This window comes from Dyella japonica (assembly GCF_040545895.1).
In the GTDB taxonomy this organism is placed as follows: Bacteria; Pseudomonadota; Gammaproteobacteria; order Xanthomonadales; family Rhodanobacteraceae; genus Dyella; species Dyella japonica_D.
Genome location: NZ_JBEPMU010000002.1, coordinates 532130 through 554656, shown reverse-complemented (window position 1 = coordinate 554656; position 22527 = coordinate 532130). Strand labels below are relative to the sequence as shown.

General features: G+C 63.8%; 26 protein-coding genes and 1 tRNA gene. 16 read left to right on the top strand and 11 right to left on the bottom strand.

The genetic code is table 11. The annotated features are described in order from the left end of the window. Positions 1–8: 8 nt before the first annotated feature. Complete coding sequence (locus ABIC75_RS09125; protein ID WP_354013518.1) at positions 9–281, bottom strand: hypothetical protein; 273 nt, start codon at positions 279–281, stop codon at positions 9–11. A gap of 78 nt (positions 282–359) precedes the next feature. Here ABIC75_RS09125 and ABIC75_RS09120 point away from each other — a divergent pair, with 78 nt between their 5' ends. Beyond that, the gene (locus ABIC75_RS09120; protein WP_354013517.1) at positions 360–704 is read left to right on the top strand and encodes a Rieske (2Fe-2S) protein; all 345 of its coding nucleotides are present in this window, start codon (positions 360–362) and stop codon (positions 702–704) included. A gap of 62 nt (positions 705–766) precedes the next feature. On the opposite strand, the gene ABIC75_RS09115 is transcribed toward ABIC75_RS09120, so the two are convergent. Continuing rightward, on the bottom strand, positions 767–925 hold the full coding sequence (locus ABIC75_RS09115) for a hypothetical protein (protein ID WP_354013751.1): 159 nt from the start codon (positions 923–925) through the stop codon (positions 767–769). Between ABIC75_RS09115 and ABIC75_RS09110 the strand changes: the two genes are divergently transcribed. Next, a complete protein-coding gene (locus tag ABIC75_RS09110) occupies positions 855–1016 on the top strand; it encodes a sugar transferase (protein ID WP_354013516.1) in 162 nt (53 codons plus the stop codon). The genes ABIC75_RS09115 and ABIC75_RS09110 overlap by 71 nt on opposite strands. A 331-nt stretch (positions 1017–1347) precedes the next feature. Continuing rightward, positions 1348–1812: a glycosyltransferase gene (locus ABIC75_RS09105; RefSeq protein ID WP_354013515.1), complete on the top strand. Its 465-nt coding sequence runs from the start codon at positions 1348–1350 to the stop codon at positions 1810–1812. A gap of 114 nt (positions 1813–1926) precedes the next feature. Here ABIC75_RS09105 and ABIC75_RS09100 read toward each other — a convergent pair whose 3' ends face one another. The 6 genes from ABIC75_RS09100 to ABIC75_RS09075 form a co-directional block, all read right to left on the bottom strand. Beyond that, positions 1927–3135, bottom strand: a complete 1209-nt coding sequence (locus tag ABIC75_RS09100) for a hypothetical protein (protein ID WP_354013514.1) — start codon at positions 3133–3135, stop codon at positions 1927–1929. A gap of 130 nt (positions 3136–3265) precedes the next feature. Continuing rightward, on the bottom strand, positions 3266–5083 hold the full coding sequence (locus ABIC75_RS09095) for an SLC13 family permease (RefSeq protein ID WP_354013738.1): 1818 nt from the start codon (positions 5081–5083) through the stop codon (positions 3266–3268). A gap of 298 nt (positions 5084–5381) precedes the next feature. After that, the gene (gene trmB, locus ABIC75_RS09090) at positions 5382–6107 is read right to left on the bottom strand and encodes a tRNA (guanosine(46)-N7)-methyltransferase TrmB (protein WP_354013513.1); all 726 of its coding nucleotides are present in this window, start codon (positions 6105–6107) and stop codon (positions 5382–5384) included. Between the two features lie 4 nt (positions 6108–6111). Then, positions 6112–6912: a thiazole synthase gene (locus ABIC75_RS09085; RefSeq protein ID WP_354013512.1), complete on the bottom strand. Its 801-nt coding sequence runs from the start codon at positions 6910–6912 to the stop codon at positions 6112–6114. Between the two features lie 59 nt (positions 6913–6971). Continuing rightward, entirely contained in the window at positions 6972–7172 is a 201-nt protein-coding gene (thiS, locus tag ABIC75_RS09080) for a sulfur carrier protein ThiS (RefSeq protein ID WP_354013511.1), read from the bottom strand. A gap of 91 nt (positions 7173–7263) precedes the next feature. Then, a complete protein-coding gene (locus ABIC75_RS09075; RefSeq protein WP_354013510.1) occupies positions 7264–9555 on the bottom strand; it encodes a DUF6600 domain-containing protein in 2292 nt (763 codons plus the stop codon). 379 nt (positions 9556–9934) lie between these two features. Here ABIC75_RS09075 and ABIC75_RS09070 point away from each other — a divergent pair. The 6 genes from ABIC75_RS09070 (at position 9935) to ABIC75_RS09045 (ending at position 14300) form a co-directional block, all read left to right on the top strand. Next, positions 9935–10008, top strand: a tRNA-Gly gene (locus ABIC75_RS09070). Between the two features lie 57 nt (positions 10009–10065). After that, positions 10066–10521, top strand: a complete 456-nt coding sequence (locus ABIC75_RS09065) for an ATP-dependent zinc protease family protein (protein ID WP_354013509.1) — start codon at positions 10066–10068, stop codon at positions 10519–10521. Then, a complete protein-coding gene (gene rimK, locus ABIC75_RS09060; protein ID WP_354013508.1) occupies positions 10518–11435 on the top strand; it encodes a 30S ribosomal protein S6--L-glutamate ligase in 918 nt (305 codons plus the stop codon). Before ABIC75_RS09065 ends, rimK begins: the two co-directional genes overlap by 4 nt. Positions 11436–11552: 117 nt before the next feature. Next, a complete protein-coding gene (locus ABIC75_RS09055) occupies positions 11553–12044 on the top strand; it encodes a hypothetical protein (protein ID WP_354013507.1) in 492 nt (163 codons plus the stop codon). A 299-nt stretch (positions 12045–12343) separates the two neighbouring features. Then, positions 12344–13030: a response regulator transcription factor gene (locus tag ABIC75_RS09050; RefSeq protein WP_019466282.1), complete on the top strand. Its 687-nt coding sequence runs from the start codon at positions 12344–12346 to the stop codon at positions 13028–13030. Then, positions 13014–14300 carry a sensor histidine kinase gene (locus tag ABIC75_RS09045; protein ID WP_354013506.1) on the top strand — a complete coding sequence of 429 codons (1287 nt, stop codon included), beginning with the start codon at positions 13014–13016 and terminating at the stop codon, positions 14298–14300. The genes ABIC75_RS09050 and ABIC75_RS09045 overlap by 17 nt, the downstream gene beginning before the upstream one ends. A 41-nt stretch (positions 14301–14341) precedes the next feature. Here ABIC75_RS09045 and ABIC75_RS09040 read toward each other — a convergent pair whose 3' ends face one another. The 3 genes from ABIC75_RS09040 to metF all read right to left on the bottom strand — a co-directional run bounded on the left by ABIC75_RS09040 (position 14342) and on the right by metF (position 16795). Next, positions 14342–15259, bottom strand: coding sequence for a branched-chain amino acid transaminase (locus ABIC75_RS09040; RefSeq protein WP_354013505.1), 918 nt, complete (start codon positions 15257–15259; stop codon positions 14342–14344). An 80-nt stretch (positions 15260–15339) separates the two neighbouring features. Then, a complete protein-coding gene (locus ABIC75_RS09035) occupies positions 15340–15939 on the bottom strand; it encodes a DUF4124 domain-containing protein (RefSeq protein WP_354013504.1) in 600 nt (199 codons plus the stop codon). 28 nt (positions 15940–15967) lie between these two features. Beyond that, on the bottom strand, positions 15968–16795 hold the full coding sequence (gene metF, locus ABIC75_RS09030; protein WP_354013503.1) for a methylenetetrahydrofolate reductase [NAD(P)H]: 828 nt from the start codon (positions 16793–16795) through the stop codon (positions 15968–15970). Positions 16796–17019: 224 nt separating this feature from the next. Here metF and ccoN point away from each other — a divergent pair, with 224 nt between their 5' ends. The 7 genes from ccoN to ABIC75_RS08995 are packed head-to-tail and all read left to right on the top strand — an operon-like array spanning position 17020 to position 22525. Next, the gene (gene ccoN / locus ABIC75_RS09025; RefSeq protein ID WP_354013502.1) at positions 17020–18465 is read left to right on the top strand and encodes a cytochrome-c oxidase, cbb3-type subunit I; all 1446 of its coding nucleotides are present in this window, start codon (positions 17020–17022) and stop codon (positions 18463–18465) included. A gap of 10 nt (positions 18466–18475) precedes the next feature. Continuing rightward, on the top strand, positions 18476–19117 hold the full coding sequence (ccoO, locus tag ABIC75_RS09020) for a cytochrome-c oxidase, cbb3-type subunit II (protein ID WP_354013501.1): 642 nt from the start codon (positions 18476–18478) through the stop codon (positions 19115–19117). 1 nt (position 19118) lies between these two features. Next, entirely contained in the window at positions 19119–19259 is a 141-nt protein-coding gene (locus ABIC75_RS09015) for a cbb3-type cytochrome c oxidase subunit 3 (protein ID WP_354013500.1), read from the top strand. Then, complete coding sequence (gene ccoP, locus ABIC75_RS09010; protein WP_354013499.1) at positions 19256–20191, top strand: cytochrome-c oxidase, cbb3-type subunit III; 936 nt, start codon at positions 19256–19258, stop codon at positions 20189–20191. Before ABIC75_RS09015 ends, ccoP begins: the two co-directional genes overlap by 4 nt. After that, positions 20188–20496 carry a hypothetical protein gene (locus tag ABIC75_RS09005; RefSeq protein ID WP_436407899.1) on the top strand — a complete coding sequence of 103 codons (309 nt, stop codon included), beginning with the start codon at positions 20188–20190 and terminating at the stop codon, positions 20494–20496. The genes ccoP and ABIC75_RS09005 overlap by 4 nt, the downstream gene beginning before the upstream one ends. Continuing rightward, the gene (locus ABIC75_RS09000; protein WP_354013498.1) at positions 20493–22043 is read left to right on the top strand and encodes a 4Fe-4S dicluster domain-containing protein; all 1551 of its coding nucleotides are present in this window, start codon (positions 20493–20495) and stop codon (positions 22041–22043) included. Before ABIC75_RS09005 ends, ABIC75_RS09000 begins: the two co-directional genes overlap by 4 nt. Further along, entirely contained in the window at positions 22040–22525 is a 486-nt protein-coding gene (locus tag ABIC75_RS08995; protein ID WP_354013497.1) for a hypothetical protein, read from the top strand. The genes ABIC75_RS09000 and ABIC75_RS08995 overlap by 4 nt, the downstream gene beginning before the upstream one ends. Positions 22526–22527: the final 2 nt, after the last annotated feature.

Sequence of the window (22527 nt, the reverse complement as noted above, 5' to 3'; positions counted from 1 at the left end):
CCGGGACGTCAACGCGCGGCGTGATGCGTCTGGTGCAACACCACGTATTCGCCCTCGATGACTTCGGGCGTGTGGGCACGACGAGCCGCAGGCGACACGGCGCCGCGCTTGCGCGACCATTGGCGCAGTGCGAACACCACGGCCCCGCCGATCAGCAGCACGCTGGCCACCACAAGACCGAACACCATCAAGACGCCCACCACGGCGAGCCCCACGAGCAGCGACAGGGCGCGGATCAGCGGGTGGCGGGAACGACGCGGCATGGGCAGTGAAAAGCGCATGTGTTAAAAATCCGTGTGGTAAAATCAACGACTTACGTGCGTAACGATGGGGCCTTAAGGCCAAAGAGGCAAGTGCCGATGGATACAGCTGCACCCGACCAGGCGCTTTGCCGACTGGACGATATTCCCGACGGCGGCGCCATCGCCGTCGATGCCGTGCTGCGCGACGGCGAAGAAAGCGTGATCGTGCTGCGCCGCAAGGACGCCGTGCACGCCTATCTCAACATCTGCCCCCATGCGGGGCGTCGACTGGATTGGGCGCCGGGCAAGTTCCTGGTGAAGGACAACCTGCTGATCTGCGCGGCCCATGGCGCGTCGTTTCAGGATGTCGACGGCCTGTGCGTTGGCGGCCCCTGCCGTGGCGAGCACCTGCGTGCCGTAGGCGTGCGCGTGACCGAGGGCGAGGTTTGGCTTGACGATTGAGCCATGCATCTTGGCGTCGCGACCGATGAAGAAAGGCCCGGCATCGATCCGGGCCTTGCGCATCACTCGGTGATCTTGTCGAGATTGCTGCGGAAGTTGTCTAGATCCCGATCGCTGGTGAGCGAGTACAGAGAGTAGCGCCGGCTCAGTATGGCGCCGCCGTCGCGGATCAGTGGATCCCACACGTTGGACAAAATGGCACGCCGTGTCGAATGCGACATTTCATACATCGAGAACTGGTCTCTATGGCTAGACCTCAAGATAATTTTGACCACGCCATGGATTCTTCTCAAGAGAAGTAATGCCTACTGATAAGCGTAAATGACTGTCCGGCACGGCCCCAATGGATTATTAAGAACGCCCTCTGGGGTGATTGGCACGTTCGTGATGCGCGCTTTATCAACGAATCGAGTGAAGTTTGCCGGCGCCTGATGAGAGCCCGGGACGCAACGGCTTACAGACGTGAATAACCCATCGAAGCATTTCTATTCGGCGCTGGGCAGGAGCCTGCTTAGTCGCTACGCAATCTATGCGGCCAATCTCTTGTCACTGATGATATTGGCGCGCGTATTTGCACCCGACATCTTCGGCGCGGTTGCTGCGGTAGCCGTGATTGCCGCTTTTTTCCAGATGATGGCCGAAGGTGGGTTTCGACCTCTTGCTGGAAGCGATGGACAGTCTATCGCTGGATGCTTTTCATCTGACGGTAGTGGGCGAGGCGGTCGAGAAATCTTTTGAGCCGCCAGCGTCTTCAAAAATAACCTACGCTGGCTGGTTGGCGCCGGCAGCAGTCCGAGAGCACATCGCGAAATCCGACGTCTTGATCGTGCCAAGTCGCTGGGAATCTTTCTGCCTTGTGGCTGCTGAAGCGCAGGTCTTGGGTCTGCCTGTCATTGCAGGCAATCACTGTTCGCTTCCGGAGATTGTGGAAAACGCCAGGACGGGAATGCTCTTTTCGCCGCATAGTGCCTCGGCCATTGCCGAGGCTATTGGGGCGTGCACTGTGGAGATGCTGGCCAAGATGGGCGAAGAAGCACTGGGACTCAGTCGCCATCGTTTTACGCTTGAGGAAATGAACCGACTCACGCTTGAATCTTATTCCGCCTGATGGCTCGGGTGGTCGAACTGGACGGTTCCGCGATGTGCGCTTACTCGGCAGAGACGCACGATTCGCACTATGGCAAGAGGACACCATGATGCATTCGTCATGGACTTACTTGAGTTATTTCGGCGATCTTGCCGTACTTCTACCCTGCATGATCGTTTTCACCGCCTGGGTTGCCTTCTGTGCAAGGCCCTTGCTCGCTCGATGGCTGATGTCATTGCTCGGCGTAGCGCTGGTGGTGACGCTTCCCCCGAATACATTGACGGTAACGCCCTGGCCGGCGACGAACATGGTCGTGTTGAGTATCGAACAGCCAACCATGTCGACCTGCCAACTGTCGCAGGCCCATTGGATATCACCATCTCCGTCAGAGAACTGGCAATGGTCGTAGTAGATGACCTCGCCAGCATTCTTCAGACCCTTTGGAGCGATGGCGAGCCAGGTCATCGCGTCGATGAACGTGCAGCTTCGCCATGCGATACGCCACGCGTTGTTCGTGTAATGGTGGTTTCGGTCGAATCGGGCGACCGCAACGTTTTCAAAATGAATCTGGCCAGCATAACCATGGTCGTCGTGTCCCACGAGAATGCCGTGCCGCCCTGCGACCTTGCCACCTATCAGTGTGATGCCGGCAAACCGATGCTTGGTGTTCTTGTAGGCAGCAACCGGATATTGGGCAGACGAGTAGACCTGAAACACGTTGCTGCCGGTAAATGCCGAGCAGTCGAACGTGACATCCCCCTCGCCAACCAGGCTGAATCTGCCGAGGTCTATGGGAAAAGTGGTGTTACCAGCCAATTTGTATTGGCCGGCTGGGATGGTTATCTGTTGACCGGTCGTGTTGGCCTGCTCAATGGCGGCCAGAAGCGATGCATCTGCAGTTGCCGAGCCATTGGCGATTGACGGATTTGAAAAGTCGGTGGGACTAAGGCTGAGTTCGCGCAGCTTGTCCTGGATGCTTCGAAGTTCGGCATGCGCCCCGGCCTGCTGAAAGCCAGAGCCATTCCCGAGAGCGAATGTCAGTCGATCAAAAGAAACAGCCCATGCGTTGCCATTCCATATGTAGCTGGTGTTGGCCGCGGGATCGGGATCGATCAGCACCCACGCTCCTGTTCCGGTTGGGCGGCCTGTGTCTGCCAACATATCTGCCTTGGTCCTGTAAACGACCACGCCCGCACCTTGCGCCGTGGCAAGGGCATTGACCGCAAGGGTCACAGGAGACCAGCTTGAATCATCATGGGGAATGCTTGCTCCTTCCGCGTCAGCTGCTTCATCCGTGGCTGTGACGCCAAGCCAGAACTTCCTGATTCTGTCGTTCAGTGCCATGGGCTGCCTGATAAAATGAGTGAAAAGTGCCACGGTGCCGAGCTGGGACGACGCCGGATCCAGGGGCGGCTTGGTGACATGGACCGCGCCGAGCTTGGGTCGCTGGATGTATTCGTTGGCGCAGGAAGCGCTAGTGATACATCAAATTAATCGTCACCAACGTCAACACCAGCACGATCGCCGTCAGAGGCAAACCAACACGCAGGAAATCCTTGCCACGATAACCACCAGGGCCTGCGACCATCATCAAAGCCGGATGGCCTGAGCTGAGCAGGAAGGTGTTGGAGGAGGAGACGGCGACGATCAGCGCATAGGCGGATGGGTTGTTGCCGGTGGCAACGGCGACGCTGATGGCGATGGGGACCATCATCACGGTGGCGCCGACGTTGGACATCACCTGCGAGAACAGCAGGGTGAGGATGGCCAGCGACAGCTGCAGGATCCAGTGGTTGGTATGACCCAGGTGTTGCAGCACTTCCTGCGCGAGCCACGCGGCGGCACCGGTGGCATCCATCGACCAGCCGAGCGGAATGAGGCACGCGGTGACGAAGATGGTTTTCCAGTTGATCGCCTTGTATGCCTCGTCCATGTTGAGCACGCCGGTGAGCAGCATGCCGATGGCGCCGGTCATCATGGCCACGGAGAGGTCGAGATGAGTGAACAGTGCAAGGCACTTGGCGAGCAGAAAGAAGCCGACGGCCTGCCAGACCTTGCCGGGTCGCTGTTCTTCCTTGGGAATATCGGTGACGACGACGAGGTCACGGTCTTCGCTGGCAAGTACCAGATCGCGCCAGCTCGAATGCAGCACCAGGGTGTCGCCGGCGCGCAGGCTTACCGAGCGCACGTCATCGCGATAGACCTGGTCGCCGCGATTCACCGCCAGCACGGAAATGCCGTAACGCTTGCGCAGTCGCAGATCGCCCACGGTCTGCTTGAGGAAACGTGAGCTCGGTGGAATCACCGCTTCGGAAATGCCCGCACGCGACGGATTGAACAGTTCGCCCAACTGGCGCATGCGGGGCGAAAGTTTGCACAACTGGTTGTTGGCGAACTGGTTGAGCTGGTCGCGCGGGCCGAGCACGCCAAGCACGGAGCCCACCCAGATGACGTGATCCGCCGGCGGCGCCATGCGCGCGTCGTTGCCGCTCTTGATGGCAAGGATCAGCGGCGCGCCATAGAGCTGCTCGACCTCACCGATGCTCATGCCCACCAGCGGACTCTCCGCAGTGACCGTGAGCTCAGCCGTTTCGCCGACGATGCCGTAGGTATCCGCAAAGTAACTTTCCGTGCGGCCGGGCGTCACCTTGAGGCGTTCGTCTTCGCGCTCGGGCAGCAGCTTCTTGCCGAAGAAATAGAAGAAAGCGACACCGGTGAGCGCCAACACCAGGCCGACGGGCGTGACGCTGAAGAGGCCGAATTTCGGAATGGTGTGCGCGCCGGCCGGCAGGTTGGCGTTCGAGCTGGCCACCAGGTCGTTGAGCACGATCAGCGGCGAGTTGGCGATCAGCGTGGTGTTGGTGGCGGTGAGTATGCAGAACGCCATCGGCAGCAGCAGGCGCGAGATCGGCACGCCGGTGCGTGCGGCGAGGCGACTGGTGACGGGGATCATCAGCGCTGCCAGCGCCTGGCTGGGGATGACCGCGCTGAACAGGCTCGTGACCAGATTGATCACCAGGCCAAGGCGCGATTCCACGCCGCGTGCCATGCGCATCACGAAGCTGGCGGTGAGCGTGAGCACGCCGGCGCGGTCCAGGCCCGCGCCCATGATCATGATGGCAATGATGGCGATGACCGCGTTACCGGCGAAGCCGTTGAACACGCGGTCGGAAGGTATGAGCCCGGTGAGGCCGATCACCACCACCACGAGCAAGGCCACCATGTCGGCGCGGATCCATTCCAGCACCAGCATCAGCATGGTGAAGCCCACCAGCCCCAGCACCAGGATCATTTCAGGGGTGAGGGCGAGTCCCACTAGCGCGCGCCCCTTGGCAGGGCGTCTTGGCGACGATTGGATGTGGGCAGTGGGAGCTTCACGCTACGACGACTCGTCCCTGTTTGAGACGTGAGTATAAGCGCGTGGTGCCTTGCTCTGGTGAACCTAGCCTGCAATACGACGTGCAGATGGGGTCAATGAAAAAGGTCGCGCTGGTGTTCGGCGGCGCGCTTCCCCGCAAAACCGGTTGAGGCAGCGTGACCCATCGTTCCCGCCCTCTCCGCGCGGAGCAGGGGAGCAAGCGGCGGCCTGCTCAGACTTTGCGATACAGCAGATCCCACACGCCATGGCCCAGCTTCAGGCCGCGACGTTCGAAGTGGGTCTCGATGCGCCAGGCGGGCTTCTCTGCGTACTGGCCGGGGCCGAGGTCGTTGCGCCAATCGGGCGCCGCTTCCATCACCTCGAGCATGTGCTCGGCGTAGGGTTGCCAGTCGGTGGCCAGATGCAGCAGACCGTTGGGCGCCATGCGCGAGGCGAGCAGGGCAACGAACTCGGGCTGGATGATGCGGCGCTTGTTGTGGCGCTTCTTGTGCCACGGGTCGGGAAACCAGATGCGTGCTTCGGCGAGCGTGCCGGGCGGAATCTCGTTCTCCAGCACCTCGACGGCATCGTGCTTGTAGAGACGCACATTGCTGGCGCCGCGCGCGGCGAGCGCGTTCATCAGGCGGCCCACGCCGGGGCCGTGCACCTCCACGCCGATGAAGTCGCGCGTGAGGTCATGCTCGCTCGCCCACGCTAGCGCCTCGCCGTTGCCGAAACCGATTTCCAGCACCCGCGGCGCGGTACGGCCGAAGCGGGAGGCAAAGTCCTGCGACGAGCCGGAGTAGTCGATGCCGAAGCGGGCCCAGTGTTCGTCGAAGGCGCGCTGCTGCGCGGGCGTCATGCGACCCTCGCGCAGCACGAAGCTGCGGATACGCCGCATGAACTGGGGGTGTTCGGCGCCTTCGTGCTCGCCGTCGTGGTCGTGCGTATCGCTCATGGAATCAACCGATGGTGCCGTCGATCGGGCTGGACGCCGAGGCGAATCGCTTGCGCGGAATGCGGCCCGCCTTGAAGGCGGCGCGACCGGCCTGAATGGCCAGTTTCATGGCGTGTGCCATCAGCACCGGATCCTTGGCGCCGGCGATGGCGGTGTTCATCAGCACGCCGTCGCAGCCCAGTTCCATCGCGATGGCGGCGTCGGAGGCCGTGCCCACGCCAGCGTCGACGATGATCGGCACCTTGGCGTTCTCGATGATCTCAAGCAGGTTGTAGCGATTCTGGATGCCAAGGCCCGAGCCGATGGGCGCGGCCAGCGGCATCACCGCCACGCAGCCGATGTCTTCCAGGCGCTTGGCCAGGATCGGGTCGTCACTGGTGTAGACCATCACGTCGAAACCGTCGGCCACCAACACTTCGGCGGCCTTGAGCGTTTCCACCACATCGGGGAACAGCGTGCGCTGGTCGCCCAGCACCTCAAGCTTCACCAGCTTGTGGCCGTCCAGCAGTTCGCGCGCGAGCTTGCAGGTGCGCACGGCGTCGACGGCGTTGTAGCAACCGGCGGTGTTCGGCAGCAGCGTGAATTCTTCGGGCGGCAGGGCGTCCAGCAGATTGGGCTGGCCGGCATCCTGGCCGACGTTCACGCGGCGGATCGCCACCGTGACGATTTCGGCGCCGGCGGCCTGGCTGGCGCGGCGCGTCTCGTCGAAATCCTTGTACTTGCCGGTGCCGGTGAGCAGGCGCGAGCCGTAGCTCTTGCCGGCGATGATCAGCGGGTCGGAAGCATCGAGCGTCTTGAGGTTCATCGTGAGGTCTTCAGTCTGCGGCGACGCCCAGGCGTCGCATGAGCGCACATGCCGGGCGATCAACCGCCGCCGATGGCATGGACGATTTCCACGCGGTCGCCGTCGGCCAAGGTGTGGCTGGCATGCAGGCTGCGGGGGACGATCTCGTGGTTCACTTCCACGGCGACGCGGCGCTGGCCGTAGCCGGCGTCTTCAAGCAATTGGGCGACGGTCGTGGCGGGGGCGCAGTCGCGCGGACTGCCATTGAGCGTGATGTGCATCTGCCCATTGTAGCGGCAGACGGCCCGAATACCGCCCGGAAATGAAGAGACCCGGCGGTGCCGGGCCTCGTTAGGGTGCCGAGGGAGGGTCTCAATTGCGCTGCTGGTCGTCCCGACGCGGCGCGGCGCGGTGTTCCTCGTGGTTCTGCTGCGGTTGACGCTGCTCCGGCCGGGCCTGCGGTTGCGGTTGCGGATTGCCGCGGGGCGCCTCGTAGCGCTGCTGCATCTCCTGCCGTTGTTGCATCTGCTGACGCTGCTGCATGGCATCGCGCTGCTGCATCTGTTGCTGCATCGCCTGGCGTTGCTGGGTTTCCTGTTGTTGCATCTGCTGCCGTTGCTGGATCACGTCGCGTTGCTGCAGTTGCTCTCGCTGCAGTGCCTGGCGTTGCTGGACTTCCTGCTGCTGCATCTGCTGGCGCTGCTCCAGTTGCTGCTGTTGCGCGGCCCGTTGCTGCTGCATCTGCTGTTGCTGCATGTCCTGGCGCTGCTGCATGGCGTTGTCGCGCTGGAACCGCTCGTTGTTGTCCTGGTTCGCCTGGCGCATCGCCTGTTGCGGCGGGGCCTGTTCGAGGCGTGGTGTGTTCGGCAGCGTGCCGGGCGCTGCCTGGCCGCGCATGCGGTCCGATTCGGCATTGGGGATGTAGCTCACGCCGGGGCGCGGCTGGTTGTTCTCGCCACGCGGATAGGAGGGCTGGCCGTTCGGGCGAGCGAAACGCGCGGACGGTAGCTCGCCCGGCCGCACGGCGGCGGGTTCGTTGTCGCCGCGAGGCATGGCACGGGCCGATGGCTCCGGCCCATTGCCGCGGGCCGGTACGTTGGGCTGGGCCGCCGAGAATTCCTGCGGACGGTTCGGCATCGCGCCGCGCATGCCGGGGCCTTGGCCATTGAGCAGCCGCACATTGTTCGGCGTCGGCGCCATGCGTGGCGCGCCGGGTGCGTTGCCCGCTCGACCCGCGAAACCGGCCGCTGGCGGCGTGCGCGCCACCACCTCGCGCTGGAATCCGCCGGCAGGCAGCGGACGCGCCGTGTTGGCACGCGGCGGCGCAAAGCTGGCCCGCACGGGCGTGAGGCCGCTGACGCCGCGGGGCATCACGGCGGCGTCGGCAAAGCGGTGCGGATCCACCGACGCCATATGGTTCCGGGCATTGCGCGCGGCCACGAAATCCTGGCCCGACATGGCGCGGAACGCATGCGGCACGTCGCGGTTCATGTACCGCTCGTTGGGCAGCGGGCGGCCATCGCGGAAATAGTTGTAGCGGTTGTTGATGTTGTTGATCACTACGTTGCGGTTGTTGCGCACGTAGATATTGGTGACGTTGACGTTGGTGTAGTAACCGCGGCTGGCGCGATACCACGGGTTGTAGACCTCACCCGGTCCCAGCGGGAACCAGCCCACCGGGCCGCCGACGCCGATGGACACGCCGCCGCCAACAAAGGCCACCAGCGCCGGTGCATAGACCGGGCGCACGCCCACCGGGCCCGGCACCCAGCACCAGCGACTGCGCACGTGGGCCCAGCGGCCGTAGTGATACGGCGCGAAGCCCCAGGGCGCGGCATCCACCCAGGTCCAGCCCCACGGGCCGACGTACGACCAGTGGCCATCGCTGTAGGGCGACCAGTCCGCGGCCACGTTCGAGGGATACCAGACCTGGCCGTAGTCGGGGTCGGACTGCCAGTTGCCGTATTGGTCCAGGTCCTGGGCGCCCACGACATCCGGCGACACGTATTGATCCGCTGGCGCGGCGGCGACCTGCCGGTTGCGGCTATCCACCCAGGCGTCGAAGTCGTCGCCACCCTGGATGTCGTTGATGGTCACCACGCTCAGCGACGAATCGACGAACTCGTACGAACGGCCGGCGGCCACCATGCGCTGCGCGCCGCCTTCGCCATAGACCGTGGCGTGGCCGTCGAAATCGGTAACGCGCGTGGACTTGCCGTCCTCGCTGATGTCCACGCGATAGGTGCCGGGTTGATCGACCACCAGTGCCACCGTGGGCGTATCGATCTCGTAGCTCTGCCCCTGGTCCAGGCCCCGTACCGTCACGTTCACCGTGCCCTGGGTGAGTTCGACCTGCGTGAGCTGGTCGTTGAGGGTGAGGAAGCCGAAGTTGGAATCGTCGGCAATACGAAGCGTGCCGCTGTCCAGCTGCAGCTCGGCGCGCGCGCCCTCGCCGGTGGAAAGACGGTCGCCCGTGGTCAGCGGGCGGTTGAGGCTGGCATCGCCCCAGTCCTTTTCGCCGGCCGGCAGCAAGCCCACATCGCCCTCGCGATAGGAAAGCCGTGCGATGCGCGAGGGCGGGTCGCCCGCGCCGTTGTCGTCAGGTGGCGCCTGGGTCTGCGCCTGCGTCAGCCCGCTGGCACAGATCAACAGGGCCGCTGCCATCCATCGCCTGTGTCGCGGCGACGTCAGGAAAGCAGTAAGCACACGCATCGGGTTCTCCGGAGCTGGACGCGATGGCCATCGCGCAAAGGTTTCTCGTCGTCCGCGGGAACGCTTGGGGAGCGCGGGCGCCGACGGCCGCATTATGCGGATGTGTGCTCCGTCCATCGCAAGGACCGGCCGTCCCCGCGCAAAAAATGGTTCAGCCGGCCGCCATGTCCGGTTCACCCGCTGTTGGGCTGCGCCGGGCGGGATGCCGTCCGTGCGCATGACTAACCAAGATGCGCGTCTTCCTTCACCACACCATCGCGGGATGGCGTTGGCCCCGGTAACACCGGCGGTTCCCAAGCCCCGCGGAGGCGGGTTACCATCGTCGGGCGTTGCGGGTGTAGCTCAATGGTAGAGCTGTAGCTTCCCAAGCTACTGACGAGGGTTCGATTCCCTTCACCCGCTCCAAGTTTGCTCTCGACCCCACCGAGCTCCCTACACGTAATCCTGCGGCGTACGCTGATCATGGCGGATGTGACTACCCTCGGCTGGCGGGAGCGCTTGGCATTGCCGATGCTCGGCATTCCCCTGCTCAAGGCCAAGCTCGACACTGGTGCGCGGAGTAGTTCGCTGCACGTGGACACGCTCGAAAGTTTCGAGCGCGCGGGCGATACATGGTTGCGTTTTTCGGTGTCCGTCGGCGGTCGGCATCGCATTGCGGTGACCTGCGAGACGCTGGCGCTGGATCGCCGGGCCGTCACCGACACCGGCGGCCGACGTACCTTGCGCTGGTTCATCCGCACGGATGTGGTGCTGGCCGGCGAGCGCTTTGCGGTCGACATCAATCTGACCGACAGGCGCCATATGCTGTTTCCCATGCTGCTCGGTCGTAGTGCGTTGCACGGGCGATTTGCGGTGGACCCTGCGCTTTCCTATACACAGCCTCGACCCATCCGGGCGGGCATCACGGGTGTTTCATGAAGATTGCCATCCTCTCGCGCAACACCCGTCTCTACTCGACGCAACGCCTCGTCGACGTCGCGCGCGAGCGCGGTCACGTAGTGCGCGTGCTCGACCCCTTGCGCTGCTACGTGCGCATTGCGCCGGGCAACATGTCCATTCGCTACAAGGGCAAGGCAATCAAGGGCATCGATGCGGTGATTCCGCGCATCGGCGTCACCAGCACGTTTTACGGCACGGCCGTGCTGCGCCAGCTGGAGATGATGGGCGTGTACACGCCCAATTGTTCCGATGCCGTGCTCAGCGCGCGCGACAAGCTGCGCTCGCTGCAGATATTGGCTGCCAAGGGGCTGGACATGCCGGCCACCGTGTTCGGCGACAACCCCGACGACACCGCCGACGTGCTCGCCATGCTCGGCGAGCCGCCGCACGTCATCAAGCTCAATGAAGGCAGCCAGGGCACCGGCGTGGTGCTGGCTGAGAAGCGCAGTGCCTCGCAGAGCGTCATCGAGGCGTTCCGCGGCCTCTATGCCAACTTCCTCGTGCAGGAGTTCATCGCCGAGGCCAAGGGCACCGACCTGCGCTGTTTCGTGGTGGGCAAGAAGGTGGTCGCCGCCATGGAGCGCGAGGCCAGCCCCGGCGAGTTCCGCGCCAACATCCATCGCGGCGCCACGGCCAAGGCCGCCACGCTCAGCCCCGAAGAGCGCCGGATCGCGGTGCGTGCCGCTGCGGCCCTGGGCCTGGGCGTGGCTGGCGTGGACATGCTGCGTTCCAAGCGGGGCCCGCTGATCCTCGAAGTGAACGCCTCGCCGGGCCTGGAAGGCATCGAGGCCGCCACCGGCGTGAACGTGGCGGGAGCGATCATCCAGTTGCTGGAAAGCGAGGCGGGCGTTGCCTTGGCCCCCGTGAAGCGGCGCACCCAGCGCGCCGGCTGAGCTCTTCTGCGCCGAAATACAACTTTTGGCCTTTGACCCCGCGGCAAAAGCCGGCCTAGCATGGCATTCCTGCAGGGCGCGTCCCGAGGGGGGATGCCGCAGGGGTGGAGGAAAACAATGAAGCGGAAGTACTGGCTGCCGGTCATGGCGGCGATGATGCTCGTGTTGCAGGTGGCGTCGGTGCATGCAAAGGAAACCAAGCCTGACGTCAAGGCCAATACCAAGGACGAATTCGCCGCGGTGGCCGATCATGTTCGTCAGCAGATGGCACCCGGTGGCCGATTCGATTCCGTGAAGGCCAACGACCAGACCACGGTCAACCGTGACTTGAGCGCGATGGAATCGCTCTACGACAAGTTCGGCACGGTCGACGCGATGGATCAGGCGTCTAAGACCCAGCTCTTCAACAACCAGTCCGAAGTGAATGCGATCCTGACTCGCAACGACGCCAATCGCGAAGTATGCGAGCAGGTCAAGCCGATGGGTTCGAACATTCCCAAGACCGTGTGCAAGACGCAGCGCCAGATCAACCTGGAGAACGACCAGTCCCAGCGCACCTTGCAGGACATCCAGAACCTGAGCCGCCAGAGCGCGGTCGGCGGACACTGAGCAACGGCGGTTAACAGAGGCGTGAGTACCGGTTAACCCTGATGTAACTGCAGGGCACCTATAAAGGCCTCACTGCAATTTGTCTGGCACTTCCGCAAGGTCTGGTGACAGCAGATTTCGGTATCGGGGCAGTAGCTTGAGCCCAGGCGAGCGACCACGAGTCGAGCGGCCTGGGCTTTTTTCTTGCCTTATCTCGACCCTTGTTCAGCTTCCTGCCCGCCAGGGCCCCTTTCCCCGGCCCAAGCTTGTTAAGCTTGTTGCCTCGGCCGGCCCTCATGCCGGCTGCGTATGGAGGACGCATGCGCGTACTGGTGATCGAAGACAACAGCGATATCGCCACGAACATCGGCGATTATCTGGAAGACCGCGGCCATGTGGTCGATTTCGCCGGCGATGGCGTCACGGGCCTGCACCTGGCCGTCGTGCACGACTTCGACGTGATCGTGCTCGACCTGACCCTGCCCGGCATGGACGGCCTGGACGTGGCCCGCAAACTGCGTCACGAGGCGCACAAGCAGACGCCCATCCTCATGCTGACCGCGCGCGACGCGCTGGAGCAGAAGCTCACCGGCTTTGAGTCGGGCGCCGACGATTACATGACCAAGCCGTTCGCCCTGCAGGAACTGGCGGCGCGCCTGGAAGTGCTGGCCCGCCGCGGCAAGGGTCCGCAGAGCCGGGTGCTGAAGGTGGGCGATCTCACCTACAACCTCGACACGCTCACGGTGACCCGCGAGGGCAAGTCGATCCAGCTCAACCCGATCGGCCTGAAGTTGCTGCAGGCGCTGATGGAGGCGAGCCCCTCGGTGGTGACCCGCCAGGATCTGGAGCAGCGCGTGTGGGGTGAGGAACTGCCCGATAGCGACTCCCTGCGCGTGCACATCCATGGCCTGCGTGCGGCCATCGACAAGCCCTTTGAGAAGCCGCTGATCCACACGCGTCACGGCATCGGATACCGCATGGTCGAACCGGATGCAGTCCAGGCGTAAGCTCAGGTTTCGCCTGGTCGTTTCGTTCGCGCTGTTCGGTTTCGGCCTCAGCGCGTTGTTCGCGTTTGCGGCGCTGAACATCCGCAGCAGGGTGGAGGACCAGTTGGTCAACTCCAGCCTGATGGATGATGCGAAATACGCTAACCAGTTTGCGCAGGCGCATCCTGATGCGCCCGGGCCGGGGTCGCGCCTGATCACAGGCATGACGAAAAGTGAGCGCACGATCTACAAGGCGCCGCTGCCGTGGCAAAACCTGGATACCGGCATACACGACATCAACGAACTGGCCGAGGACGGCACCCAGCACCACTACAAGCTGGCGGTGTACCGGGAAAACGGCATCATTAGCTTCGTTCGGTACGATGTTTCGCGAGAGGAGCTGGGCAAACGACAGCTCATTATCAGCGTGATCGCTGCAGTTTTCTTGTTTGGACTGCTCTCGCTTGTGCTTGGCTTCTGGCTATCGCGCAAGGTTCTAAAACCTGTGAGCGATCTGGCGCAACGACTGCGTGACTTTCGCAAGAACGGCAAGGCCGAGCTGCTTGCGCCACACTTTGCCGATGACGAAGTGGGCGAACTTGCGCTGGTGCTGGACGAGTATTCGCAGCGACTCACCGCCATGGTGGAGCGCGACCGCGAGTTCAATTCCGACGTGAGCCACGAGCTGCGCACGCCGCTTGCCGTCATTTCCAGCACCACGGAACTGCTGCAGGGCTCGCCCGATCTCACCGACAAGTTGCGCGAGCGCCTCAAGCGCATCGAACGTTCGTCGCGCCAGGCCACGGAGCTGATCGAGGCCTTGCTGCTGCTCTCGCGTGCGGAGCGCCGCGGCCCCACGCGCGGCGAAACCACGGACGTGGGCAAGGTGGCTTCCGACGTGATCGAAAGCCAGCGTCCGCAGATGCGCGACAAGCCGCTCGAAGTGGAGTTGAACGTCAAGCAGCCGGTGAGCGTGAATGCGCCGGCGTCGGTGCTGGCGGTGGCGTTGACCAACCTCATCGGTAACGCCATCAAGTACACGCTCGAAGGTCGCGTCACGGTGGAAGTGAGCGCCAACCGCATCGAAGTGATCGATACCGGTCCGGGCATCAAGCCTGAGGATGCCGAGCGCCTGTTCCAGCGTGGCGTGCGTGGCGAAGGTGCGGGCGGCAGCGGCGCTGGCCTTGGCCTGGCGATCGTGCGTCGCCTGTGCGATCTCTATGGCTGGGACGTGTCGATGCGTCCACGCACCGACACCAACGGCGCCATCGCCAGCATCGTGTTCGGCTGATATCGACGGAGCGCATGCATGCGCTCCGTCACATCGCTTTCTTAAAGCGGCTCCAGCCAACCCCACTGGTCGTTGGTCTTGCCCGTGAACAGACCAAAGAACAGCTCTTGCAGGCGACGCGTCACGCGCCCGGCCTTGCCGCTGCCGATCTGCTTGCCGTCCACCGAACGGATCGGGGTGATCTCCGCTGCCGTGCCGCACATCAGCAGCTCGTCGCACAGGTAGAGGTACTCGCGCGGAATATCGCGTTCCACCACTTCGATGCCGTCTTCATGCGCCAGCGTTTTGAGCGTGTCGCGCGTGATGCCGGTGAGGATGGATGCGCTGGCCGGCGTGGTGTGCAGCACGCCGTCGAACACCAGGAATAGGTTCTCGCCCGCGCCTTCGCTCAGCAGTCCGCTGGACGCCATGGCGATGCCTTCGCCAAAGCCCAGTCGACGCGCTTCACGCGCGATCAACTGGCCGGACAGATAGTTGCCGCCCGCCTTGGCGCCGGCCGGAATGGTGTTTGGCGCAAAGCGCTGCCAGCTCGACACGCAGGCTTCGATGCCGTTTTCCAAGGCTTCCGGACCAAGGTACGGGCCCATCGCCCAGGAGGCGACGGCGACATCGATGGGCGTTTCCGCCGACAGACCGAAACCACCCAGGCCGCGGTAGGCCACCGGGCGCAGATAGGCGGCCGTCAGGCCGTTCTTGCGCACGACCTCGCGGCACGCAGCGGCCAGCTCGTCTTGCGAATAGGGCAGCACCATGTCGTAGATCTTGGCCGACTGGTACAGGCGCTTGAGGTGATCCGTCAGGCGGAAAATCGCCGCGCCGTCCGGCGTGGCGTAGCTGCGGATGCCTTCGAACACCGACGAACCGTAGTGCAGCGCATGCGCCATCACGTGGGTGGTGGCGTCCTGCCAGGGCTTGATGGCACCGTTCTGCCAGATCCAATCGGGGTACTGCTGCGCCATGGGGGATCTCCGGGGGAAAAATCGCGCCATGATACCGCGGCCGTGCCGCTGGCGATTTTGCGGAGCACCAAGGCGAGGTTTCAGCCCGAGGCGCGCAACCAGAGGCAACCCGAACGGCGTACGACCGTGAAGCGCGTTTCACGCGGTATGCCGGTGCCGTCGCCCGATGCGGTGTGGACGATCAACGCATCGCCACCTGCTGCCGGCCGCGACGCTGCGTTCGGGCTGCTGGTCTCGGCGTTGTCGCCCGATGTCGCGGGTGGATCGTCGTCCTCGCCCGCTGTGCCGATGTCCAGCAGCGGGCGCTGCATCAATGAGCCCAGCGAGCGGATGTCGGCGACGACGGCATCGCGTCCGTAGCCGTTCCAGATCATCAGGCCGGCCAGTCGGTTGGGATCGCGTGCGGCGAAGGCGTCCGTCATGCCCTGGCGCAGATCGGCCACCGAGGTGGCACAGCTCACCGGCGGCGGCGTTGCGGTGGTCACATCCGAAGGCGCTTGCGACACCGAGGGCTTTGGCGTTGCCGGTGGCGTATTCACGGGCGTTGCCTGCAGCGCTGCGCAAGGCTGGTCGGTGAACAGCGGGTTGCCGTCCGGTCCGATGCAGCGATGAATACCCTCCTGTGCCATCGCGCAGAGCGGCAGCAGGAAGAGCAGCAGCGTGAAGCAGGCCCGCATCATCCGTCGAGCTTACGCGCGACGACGTTGCTTATCCGTGCAGCCGGTCGAGAATCGCGCGCGTGGCGCGGGCGCGGTTCAAGGTATAGAAGTGCAAGCCGGGTGCACCGCCTTCGAGCAGCCGGCGACACAACTGCGCCACCACGTCGGCACCCAGTTCGCGGATGGACGCTGCATCGTCGCCATGCGCCAGCATGCGCTTGGCGATCCAGCGCGGAATCTCGGCGCCGCAGCCATCAGAGAAGCGCTTGAGCTGCGAGTAGTTGGAGATGGGCATGATGCCCGGCACGATCGGCACGTTCACACCCAGTCGCCGCACGTCATCGACGAAGCGGAAATACGCATCCGCGTTGAAGAAGTACTGCGTGATCGCGCCATTGGCACCAGCATCGACCTTCGCCTTGAAGTGGCGCAGATCGGCGAGCGCGTCATCGGCTTGCGGGTGCGTTTCCGGATAGGCCGCCACTTCGATGTGGAAGTGATCGCCGGAATGCTCGCGGATGAAGCGCACCAGTTCCGAGGCGTAACGGAAGTCGCCTGGCGTGGCCATGCCCGAGGGCAGGTCGCCGCGCAGCGCGACGATGCGGCGATAGCCTGCGGCGCGATAGTCGTCCAGCAATGCCGCGAGTTCCGCGCGCGTGCCGCCGACGCAGGAAAGATGGGGCGCCACGCTCAGCCCGTGCGTGGTGTGCAGGTGATGCACCGTTTCGCCGGTATAGCTCAGCGTCGAGCCGCCCGCACCGAAGGTCACCGAGACGTATTCGGGCGCATGGGATTTCAGAAGGACCGCGGCCTGATCCAGCTGGGCGCGTTGTTCGTCGGTCTTGGGCGGGAAGAACTCAAAGCTGATGCTCGACATCGAGGCGCTCCCTGGCGTCGTGGTGGCGGGTGTCGGGAAGTATATATCTCTTTTTCGCGATATAGAGATATGTGTCCGCAAAGCCGCCTTGCGGCTCTGCCCTTCACCTCCCTGCGACAAACCGCAGCAGCCGTTTCCCGGTCGCCGCTTGATCCAGATCAACTGGCGCTGTCGCAGCGACACCCAGACTTCCCTCCGTTCAGTTATGCCTAGGAGTGGGCCTCATGGTGGGCGTCGAGGGGAGTTACAACGACAAGGTCATACGGCAGTTCTCCGTGATGACCGTGGTCTGGGGCGTGGTCGGCATGCTGGTGGGCGTTTTCATCGCCGCACAGCTGTATTGGCCCGCCCTCAATTTCGATGTCCCGTGGCTCAGCTACGGCCGCCTGCGTCCGTTGCATACCAATGCGGTGATCTTCGCGTTCGGCGGTTGCGCGTTGTTCGCTACCAGCCTGTACACGGTGCAGCGCACGTGCCACGTACGCCTGATTTCCGACAAGCTCGCCTCGTTCGTGTTCTGGGGCTGGCAACTGGTGATCGTGGCGGCGGCCGTCTCGCTGCCGCTGGGTTACACGCAGGGCAAGGAATACGCCGAGCTCGAGTGGCCGATCGATATCCTGATCACCATCGTGTGGGTGGCGTACGCGGTGCTGTTCTTCGGCACCATCGTCAAGCGCAAGGTGAAGCACATCTACGTCGCCAACTGGTTCTACGGCGCGTACATCATCACCATCGCGTTGCTGCATGTGGTCAACAACCTCGCCATTCCGGCGGGCTGGATGAAGTCGTACTCGGTGTACTCCGGTGCCGTCGATGCGATGGTGCAGTGGTGGTACGGCCATAACGCCGTGGGCTTTTTCCTCACCACCGCCTTCCTCGGCATGATGTATTACTTCGTGCCCAAACAGGCCGACCGCCCGATCTATTCGTACCGCCTGTCGATCGTGCACTTCTGGGCACTCATCGCCATCTACATGTGGGCGGGCCCGCATCACCTGCAGTACACCGCGCTGCCCGACTGGGCGCAGAACCTGGGCATGGTGTTCTCGCTGGTGTTGCTGGCGCCGTCGTGGGGTGGTGCGATCAACGGCATCCTTACGCTGTCGGGCGTCTGGTACAAGCTGCGCACCGATCCGATCCTGAAGTTCCTCATCGTCTCGCTCTCGTTCTACATGATGAGCACGTTCGAGGGACCGATGATGTCGATCAAGACGGTCAACTCGCTCAGTCATTACACCGACTGGACGATCGGCCACGTGCATTCGGGCGCGCTGGGCTGGGTCGCGATGATCTCCATCGGCTCCATCTACGCGATGCTGCCGCGCCTGCTTCGCCTGCCGAGAATGTATTCGATCAAGCTGATCGATCTTCACTTCTGGCTGCACACCATCGGTGTCGTGGTGTACATCGCCGCGATGTGGATTGCGGGCGTCACGCAGGGACTGATGTGGCGTGCCACCGATCCGGACACCGGCACGCTCACCTATGCCTTCGTCGAAGCGCTCAATGCCACCAAGCCGTATTACCTGGTGCGCGTCGGCGGTGGCCTGATCGTACTGTCGGGCATGTTGGTGATGGGCTGGAACGTGTTCAAGACCTTCCGCCTGGCCGCCGCGAGCACCGAGCCGCAACCGCTGCTCGCGCCCGATGCCGCCGACGCCCGTGCCTGAGGGAACAGACATGAGCCAGACTCACGCCAAACTCGAAAGGAACATCGGCCTCATGGCCATCCTGGTGGCTGTTGCGGTGTCGTTCGGCGGTCTCGCCGAAATCGTGCCGCTGATGTTCCAGGCCGAAACGATCAAGCCGTTGCCGGGCATCAAGCCGTATCCCGCGCTGGAACTGGCGGGCCGCGACGTCTACATCCGCGAAGGTTGCTACAACTGCCATTCGCAGATGGTGCGCACGCTGCGCTTTGAAACCGAGCGCTACGGTCATTACTCGCTGGCGGGCGAATCGGTCTACGACCATCCGTTCCAGTGGGGCAGCAAGCGCACCGGTCCAGACCTCGCGCGCGTCGGCCTGCGTGGCTACTCCGACGACTGGCATCGCGCGCATCTGCACAACCCGCGCGACGTCGTGCCCGAATCCAACATGCCGGGCTACCCGTGGCTGGCGGACAACAAGCTCGACGGCGACGAAGTGGCCACCCACATGCGCGCACTCAAGCGCATCGGCGATCCCTATAGCGATGCCGACATCGCGGGCGCGGCCAAGGCCGTGGAAGGGAAGTCTGAGCTCGATGCCGTTGTCGCTTACCTGCAGGCACTGGGCACGCACGTGTCGCAGGCCGACATGCAGGCTGCCGAAGGAGCGGAATGACATGGTGCCGGGACTGATTACCGCATTCCTGCTGGTGCTCTTCGTCGGCGGCTGCGTCTGGCTATGGCGGCCTGGCGTGAAGCCCGCCATGGATGCCGCCGCGCAAATGCCGTTGGACGATGACAAGGAGGAGATCGCATGACTTCCGGATGGAGCTGGTACGTCATCGCCATCGTGGTGGCCAACCTCATTGGCTGCGTGTGGCTGTTGCGCAGCAATACGCGCCGCAGCCCCACCGACCCCAAGCCCGATGAAACGGGGCATGTGTGGGACGGCAACATCACTGAATACAACAAGCCCCTGCCGCGCTGGTGGATCAACCTGTTCTACATCACCATCGTGTTCGCCGTCGGTTATCTGCTGTGGTTCGGCGTGGGCACATTCCGCGGTTTCGGCAACTGGAGCTCGCACAAGGAATGGGCGCTGGAAACGGCGGCAGAAGATGCGCGCCTCGAGGACACGCTGAAGCTCTATGACGGCAAATCCATCGACGTGCTGGCGAAGGATCCGCAGGCCGTGGCGATGGGCCGCAACATCTTCCTCAACCGCTGCGCGGCATGCCATGGTTCGACCGGTCACGGTGCCAACGGTTATCCCGACCTCACCGATGACATCTGGCATTGGGGCGGCACGCCGCATCGCATCCTGGAAACCATCCAGGAGGGCCGCCAGGCGGTGATGCCTGCCTGGGCAACGACACTCACGGCGCAGGGCGGGCCGACCGCCGTCGACGACACCATCGCATATGTGCTGTCGCTCTCGAAGCCCTCGCTGCCCAAGGATGATGCCGCGCAGCGCGGCGAGAAGATGTTCTCGACCATCTGCTCCGCCTGCCATGGTCTTCAAGGCAAGGGCAATCAGGTGGTGGGTGCGCCCGATCTCACCGACAGCTACTGGCTCTACGGCAGCAGCAAGGCATCGCTGCACAAGACCTTGAACGATGGCCGCCAGGGCGTCATGCCCGCATGGAAGCCTGTGCTGGGCGACACGCGTACGCGCCTGGTGGGTGCCTACGTGTGGACGCTGTCGCCGCACAAGGATCCCCCGCCAGCAGGAGCCGTGGTCGCCGAATGATCGACAGGACCACCACCGTCGCGCATCCGCACGAACGCATGCCGCTTTCGCAGTGCCTGGGCGCACTGCTGTGGCCCAGCTTCTTCGTGGCCGGTGTCGTGACGGTGGTGTTCTTTGCCTTTATCGATCCGCTTGCGTTGAGGGACATCACCTTTCCCACGCTGAAGATCGGGCGCGAGCTGGGCTACACGCTGGGCTTCTTCCTCATCTGGCTGGCGACGCTGTCGTCGAGCCTGTTCACCTGGATCCTGTTGCATCCGAGCCGAGCGGTGCGATCCACCCTTCGACCCGACAAGAAATCATGAGCCGCCGCATTCCCATCCAGGTCGTCGACGAGTCCGACTCGTACTACGTGAGTGAGCGCAAGGTCTATCCGCGCGACGTGACGGGTCGCTTCAACCGCCTGCGCGTGGCGGCCGTGGTGTGGCTGCTTGGCATGTACTACCTGTTTCCCTGGTTGTCATGGCAGGGCCGCCAGGCCGTGCTGCTCGATCTTCCCGCGCGCAAGTTTCACGTGTTTGGGTGGCTGTTCCTGCCACAGGACTTCCTGTTTCTTTCCATGCTGCTGATCATCGCGGCGTTGGCGCTGTTCTTCTTCACCGCGCTGGCGGGCCGCCTGTTCTGCGGCTACGCCTGTCCGCAGACGGTGTGGACGGAAGTATCGCTATGGATCGAACGCTGGTGCGAGGGCGACCGCAACAAGCGCATGAAGCTCGATGCGAGTCCCTGGACACGCGAGAAAGTCCTTCGGAAAAGCGCACGCCATGCCCTGTGGATCGTGTTCTCGTTGTGGACCGGTTTCACCTTCGTGGGCTACTTCAGTCCCATTGTCGATCTCGCGCGGCGGACGCCCTGGGGCTGGGGCGGCTGGGAAGCGTTCTGGATCCTGTTCTATGCGTTTGCCACCTGGGGCAACGCGGGTTTCCTGCGCCAGCAGGTGTGCAAGTACATGTGCCCGTATGCGCGCTTCCAGAGCGCGATGTTCGACCGCAACACGCTGATCATCGCCTATGACCCCATGCGCGGCGAACCGCGTGGGCCGCGCAAGCGCAGCGTGCCAAGCGTGCTTGAGCGTGCGCGTGGCCTGCTCGACAAAGTCACCGCGTACGATTATGTGTTTCGCGCCAGCCGGCATCCGTCCGCCGCCGACGATAGAGCGCAGGCGGGCGGCACCATTGCGCTCGCCGGCGCGGGTGCCGAGGCGGAGCCGTTGCCCAAGTTCATGGTGGACGAACTGGGCGACTGCGTCGACTGCACCATCTGCGTCCAGGTGTGTCCCACCGGCATCGATATCCGCAACGGCCTGCAGTACGAATGCATAGCGTGCGGTGCCTGCATCGACGCCTGCAACGAGGTGATGGGCAAGGTGGGTTATCCGCAGGGCCTGATCCGTTACACCACGCAGAACCAGATCGATGGCAAGGCCGCACGGGTCGTGCGTCCGCGCGTGCTGGTGTATGGCGCGCTGCTGCTCGCGCTGATGGGCGGGTGGCTTTACGGCGTCACGCATCGCAGCCCCTTGATGGCGGAAGTGCTGCGCGATCGCAACGCGATGTACAGCGAGGCGAGCAATGGCGATATCCAGAACGCATACACGCTAAAGCTGGTGAACAAGGCGCAGCAGGCGCATCGGTTCGTCATCGACGTGGCGTCGGGCGACGTGGCCGGCATTGCCCTTGGCGGCGGCGCAAAGACGGTGCGCGCGGAAAGCGGCGAGGTGCTGTCGGTGCCGCTCACGGTGACGGCGTCGTCGGAGACCACTGGTCGTCACGACGTGTTGTTCCACGTGCGCGATCTGGATGGCGATGCCTCCGTCACCATCAACAGCAGTTTCTTCGGGCCTTTGCCATGAACAAGACACGCAGTACCTGGCGCGAACCCATGGTGTGGATGCTGGTGGGCTTGCCGCTCGCTTCGGTCGCCATTGGCTTCGCCTTGTTGTTTGCCGCCGTGCGTCCCGGCCGCGAGGACATGGAGATGGTCAGCAACGCGACTCACGTGGGCAAGCTGCTCGTGTCCGCGCAGGACCGCGAGCCGGCCACGGCGGTCGCCACCCAGGGACTGGTCCTGCGGGTCAAAGGCGACATGATCGAAGCCGTGCCGGTGGACGGCGATTTTCCGCGCGGCGGCAAGTTGCGGCTCACGCTCATCTCCAACGATGCACAGGCGGCCCAGCGCGCGTTCCAGCTGACGCCCAGCGAATTGGGTTGGCGTGGCGTGGGTTCGCTGGACGGCGCGCGTGAATGGCTCGTGGAGCTGGCTCCCGACAATGCCGCCTGGTCCTTGCGCGGTCACTGGACAGCAAACGCGCGGGCCGTTCGTCTGGCGCCCTGATC